This is a genomic window from Streptomyces apricus (assembly GCF_008369065.1).
Taxonomy (GTDB): domain Bacteria; phylum Actinomycetota; class Actinomycetes; order Streptomycetales; family Streptomycetaceae; genus Streptomyces; species Streptomyces apricus.
The window spans coordinates 10,024-14,716 of record NZ_VDFC01000051.1; the positions used below are offsets into that span (position 1 = coordinate 10,024).

Annotated in this window: 4 protein-coding genes; 2 read left to right on the top strand and 2 right to left on the bottom strand. The window is 72.7% G+C overall.

Features of this window, described 5'->3' with window-relative positions:
* The first annotated feature begins 535 nt into the window (after positions 1-535).
* Positions 536-1,477, top strand: a complete 942-nt coding sequence (locus tag FGF04_RS30850) for an alpha/beta hydrolase family protein (RefSeq protein ID WP_149514662.1) — start codon at positions 536-538, stop codon at positions 1,475-1,477.
* 45 nt (positions 1,478-1,522) lie between these two features.
* Here the strand turns inward: FGF04_RS30850 and mgrA are convergent, their stop codons facing one another.
* On the bottom strand, positions 1,523-2,524 hold the full coding sequence (gene mgrA, locus FGF04_RS30855) for an L-glyceraldehyde 3-phosphate reductase (RefSeq protein WP_149514663.1): 1,002 nt from the start codon (positions 2,522-2,524) through the stop codon (positions 1,523-1,525).
* Positions 2,525-2,636: 112 nt separating this feature from the next.
* Between mgrA and FGF04_RS30860 the strand changes: the two genes are divergently transcribed.
* Positions 2,637-3,542 (top strand): LysR family transcriptional regulator, encoded by a 906-nt coding sequence (locus FGF04_RS30860; protein ID WP_149514664.1) that lies wholly within the window; start codon positions 2,637-2,639, stop codon positions 3,540-3,542.
* Here FGF04_RS30860 and FGF04_RS30865 read toward each other — a convergent pair.
* A complete protein-coding gene (locus FGF04_RS30865) occupies positions 3,530-4,642 on the bottom strand; it encodes an adenosine deaminase (RefSeq protein ID WP_188114301.1) in 1,113 nt (370 codons plus the stop codon). The two genes, FGF04_RS30860 and FGF04_RS30865, sit on opposite strands and share 13 nt — an antisense overlap.
* Between the last annotated feature and the right edge of the window lie 51 nt (positions 4,643-4,693).

The window sequence follows — 4,693 nt, forward strand, 5'->3', positions numbered from 1 at the left end:
GAAGTAGGGGGCGCCGGGGTCCGGGTCCAGGCGTTCGGCGATCCAGGACGCCCGGTCGCGCAGCCACCACATGGCCAGGGCCAGGGTGGGCGCCCGGTAGGTGCCGAGCGGTACACCGACCCACATTCCGCCGCAGACTCCGTACGCGGTGACGTGGCACAGGAACTCGTCGTGCACGATCGCTCCCCCTCGCATGTGCTGTCCGGCTGCCGGCCTCTCTCCCGCGGCTCGTTCCGGTGTGCGCGTGGCGCTGTTCCGCTGTCCTTCTGCGATGGGTCCGGACCTTTGAGTATCACCCCTCCTGACACAGTGTCACCATGCCTTTCCGGCCACTCTCCTGGCATATTCGCGGGCCCTCGCCCGTGGGGCGATCGACGGCCCCGGCGGCGTGACGGTGCGGCGGAGGGGAGCGGGTCACGGACCGGCCCGCTCCCCTTCGCCACGGCTTGACCAGGGCCGTGTACCGCAGGACCCTCACCGCAGACCGCTCCGCGACGGGGGACGTCCGGGAGCGGCGACCTCGGGGGAGGTACACATGCGGAACACGACGGACACCGTCTCCGTGCTCTATGTGCACGGGGCGGGGAACAAGCCTGCGGCGGAGGACCTCAAACGGGCCTGGGACGACGACCTGTTCGGGAAGGACATGGCGGGCCGGACGCGGATGGTGCACTACGCCGACCTGCTGCACCGGCGCCCGGGCACCATCACGGCCGACGCCTGCGGGGCGGACGGCGCGCTCGCCGCGCTGGTCTCGGACGCCCTGACCGACGGCACGGCGCCGGACCCTGAGACGGCGGCGGCCGAGGCGGCGGAGGCCGCGGAGGACTTCGGGGCGATGACGGCCGAGCAGCAGGCCTTCGCCCTGTCGCTGACCCTCAGCATGGCCGTACGGGCCGCGGCGCCGGTGGCGCCCACCGCCCTGGCCGTCGCCGGGCCCGGGGCGGGGGCCGCCGCGGTCTCCACCGAGCTGCTGCCGCTGCCCGGACCGCTGCGGCGCTTCCTGCTGCGGCAGCTGCTCGAACGGCTCATCCCGGACGCCAACCGCTACTTCTTCACCCGGGCGAAGGAGCAGATCCGGGAGCGGCTGCGCACCGCTCTCGACTCCGTCGACGGGCCCGTGGTGGTGATCAGCCACAGCCTGGGCACGGTGGTCGCCTACGACGTGCTGAGCGAGCCGCGCTTCGCGGGGAGGCCGGTCCCGCTGTTCGTCACGCTCGGCTCGCCGCTCGGCTACACCGAGATCCAGGACGTCGTGGTCAAACCCCTGCGGATCCCCGCACCGGTCAGGCTGTGGATGAACTTCGCCGACCGCTTCGACCTGGTTACGCTGGACACCACGCTCGCCGACGACTTCCGGGCGCCGGCCAGGATGATCGCCGACGTCCCGGTCGACAACCGCTCACCGAACAACCACGCGTCCTGCGGGTACCTGCGCACCGGACGGGTGCGCAGTGCGGTGCGGGCGGCGGTGTGAGGACACCGGCATGAGGAGGGCGCTCCGGGACCGGCGGCGGAGCGCTCAGGCGGTGGCCCCCTGCACGATCTCGTCGATCCGGGCGAGCTCGTCCGGCGAGAACTCCAGGTTGCCCTTGGCCGCCACGCTGTCCTCCAGCTGCTGGGGGCTGCTCGCGCCGATCAGCGCGGAGGTGACCCGGCCGCCGCGCAGCACCCAGGCCAGCGCCATCTGGGCCAGCGACTGGCCGCGGGACCCGGCGAGGTCGTTCAGGGCGCGCAGGTCGGCGACGAGCTCCTCGGTCACCTTGTCCCTGCTGAGGAAGGGGCTGTCGCTCGCGGCCCGCGAACCCTCCGGGATGCCGTCCAGGTAGCGGCCGGTGAGCAGGCCCTGCTCCAGCGGCGAGTAGGCGATGGACCCGACCTCCAGCTCGTCGAGCGTGTCCAGCAGCCCCTCCTCCTCGGGGCGCCGGTCGAGCATCGAGTAGCGCGGCTGGTGGATGAGGAGCGGGGTGCCCAGCTCGCCGAGGATGCGGGCGGCCTCGCGGGTCTGCTCGGGCGAGTAGTTGGAGACGCCGACGTACAGCGCCTTGCCCTGCTGGACGGCCGAGTGCAGGGCGCCCATCGTCTCCTCCAGGGGAGTCTCCGGGTCGGGGCGGTGCGAGTAGAAGATGTCGACGTGCTCCAGGCCCATGCGGTCCAGGCTCTGGTCGAGCGAGGACAGCAGGTACTTGCGGGAGCCCCATTCCCCGTACGGGCCGGGCCACATGAGGTAGCCGGCCTTGGTCGAGATGACCAGCTCGTCGCGGTACGGGCCGAAGTCGGCCTTCAGCGCCTCGCCGAGGGCCGACTCGGCGGCGCCGGGCGGCGGGCCGTAGTTGTTGGCCAGGTCGAAGTGCGTGACGCCCAGGTCGAACGCGCGCCGCAGGATCGCCCGCTGGGTGTCCACCGGCCGGTCGGGGCCGAAGTTGTGCCACAGGCCCAGGGAGAAGGCGGGCAGCTTCAGGCCGCTGCGTCCGGTGCGCCGGTAGGGCATGTCCGCGTAACGGTCGGTGTGTGCGGTGTACAACGCGTTCTCCAGAGGGGTCGGTACGGAGTGGACCGGTGTCCACTCTCGCCTGCCGGTCGACAGCGGTCCAACAGGAGAATCGGATGGGATTCAGCGGATACGCTTCTCAATCATGGAACTGCGCCACCTCCAGCACTTCGTCGCGGTCGCCGAGGACCAGCACTTCACCCGGGCGGCGGAACGCCTGATGGTGTCGCAGTCCGGGCTGTCCGCCTCCATCCGGGCGCTGGAGCGCGAGCTGCGCGCCCCGCTGTTCGTCCGCACCACCCGCCGGGTCACCCTCACCGAGGCGGGGCGGGCCCTGCTGACCGAGGCGGAGCGCATCCTGGCGCAGGTCCGGGCCGCCCACGACGCGGTGGCCGCCGTGCAGGGCGTGCTGCGCGGCACGCTCTCGCTGGGCACCGAGCAGTGCATCGCCGGGGTGCACGTGGCCCCGCTGCTCGCCGGGTTCCGCCGGCAGCACCCGGACGTGGAGATCCGGCTGCGGCAGGCCGGTTCGGGCGCGCTCGCCGAGGACGTCGCCGCGGGCCGCCTGGACCTGGCGTTCGCGGTGACGACCCGCGCCGACACGGAGCAGCTGCGCTGCCTGCCGCTGACCCGCGAGCCGATGACCGTCCTGTGCCATCCCTCGCACCGGCTGGCGGTCGGCGGGCCGGTCACGCCGTACGAGCTGGGCGGCGAGGAGTTCGTCGACTTCCACCCGGACTGGGGGCCGCGCCGCACCACCGATGCGGCCTTCGCGGCGGCGGGGGTGCAGCGCACGGTCGCGCTGGAGGTGAACGACGTGCACAGCCTCCTCGACCTCGTCGAGGAGGGTCTGGGCATCGCCGTCGTGCCGCGCCACTTCGCGCAGAAGAGGCCGGACCTGCCCGCCTTCCCGCTCAAGGCCGACACCGAGACGCCGTACGAGACCGTCGCGATGCTGCCCGCCCCGGAGGCGACCAGTCCGGCCGCGCGGGCCTTCATGTCCCTGCTGGGGACGCGGGAGCCGGACGGCGGGCCGGATCAGATCCCGTAACCCGGCAGGACCACGTCCCTGATCAGGGCGTTGCGCTCGTCGAAGGGGAGGAACGCGCTCTTCAGCGCATTGACGGTGACCGTGCGCAGGTCGCCGAGGGTCCAGCCCGCCTCCTCGACGAGCAGGGACATCTCGCGGGTCATCGTCGTGCCGGAGACCAGGCGGTTGTCGGTGTTGAGGGTGACCCGGAAGCCCAGGTCGCGCAGGCGGGTGATCGGGTGGCCGGCGATCGACGTGGCCGCGCCCGTCTGCAGGTTGGAGGTGGGGCACATCTCCAGGGCGATCCGCCGGTCGCGCACCCATGCGGCGACGCGGCCGAGCTTGCCGTCCACGATGTCGTCGGTGATCCGGACGCCGTGGCCGATGCGCTGGGCGCCGCAGACCTGCAGGGCCTGGTGGATGCTGGGCAGGCCGTGGGCCTCGCCGGCGTGGATGGTGAACGGGACGTTCTCGGCGCGCAGGTGCTCGAAGGCGGCCAGGTGGTCGGCGGGCGGGAAGCCGTCCTCGGCACCGGCTATGTCGAAGCCGACGACACCGGCGTCGCGGAACGCCACGACGAGGTCGGCGATCTCGCGGCTGCGGTCGAACATCCGCATCCCGCACAGCAGGGTGCCGACCCGCACGGGCGTACCGGCCGCGGCGGCCTTCGCCATGCCGGCGGCCAGGCCCTCCTGCACGGCCTCGACGACCTCGGGCAGGGTGAGCCCGCCGTTCAGCATCAGCTCGGGGGCGTAGCGCACCTCGCCGTAGACGACGCCGTCCGCGGCGAGGTCGAGGACGTACTCCTCGGCGGTCCGCAGCAGGCCCTCGCGGGTCTGCATGACGGCGAGGGTGTGCTCGAAGGTGGCGATGTAGCGGACCAGGTCGCCGGAGTTGGCGGCCTCGTAGTACCAGGCGGCGAGCGCGTCCGGGTCGGTGGCGGGGAGGGTGTGGCCGATTTCGCCCGCGAGCTCGACGAGCGTCGCGGGGCGCAGACCGCCGTCGAGGTGGTCGTGCAGGACGGCCTTGGGGAGCCGGCGCACGGTCTCCGCGTCGGGGCGGGAGGCGGCGCGGGAGTCGGTACGGGAAACGGTGCTGGAGTCGGTGCGGGACGCGGTCATGCGGTGTTCCTCGGCAGATCTGTGGGACGGATTGACGGTGCTTTTCGGGGG

What these genes read in the sequence shown, in the direction of transcription:
- FGF04_RS30850 (WP_149514662.1), top strand. Translation starts at nt 536, where the DNA reads ATGCGGAACACGACGGACACCGTCTCCGTGCTCTATGTGCACGGGGCG.
- FGF04_RS30860 (WP_149514664.1), top strand. Translation starts at nt 2,637, where the DNA reads ATGGAACTGCGCCACCTCCAGCACTTCGTCGCGGTCGCCGAGGACCAG.
- FGF04_RS30865 (WP_188114301.1), bottom strand. Translation starts at nt 4,642, where the DNA reads ATGACCGCGTCCCGCACCGACTCCAGCACCGTTTCCCGTACCGACTCC.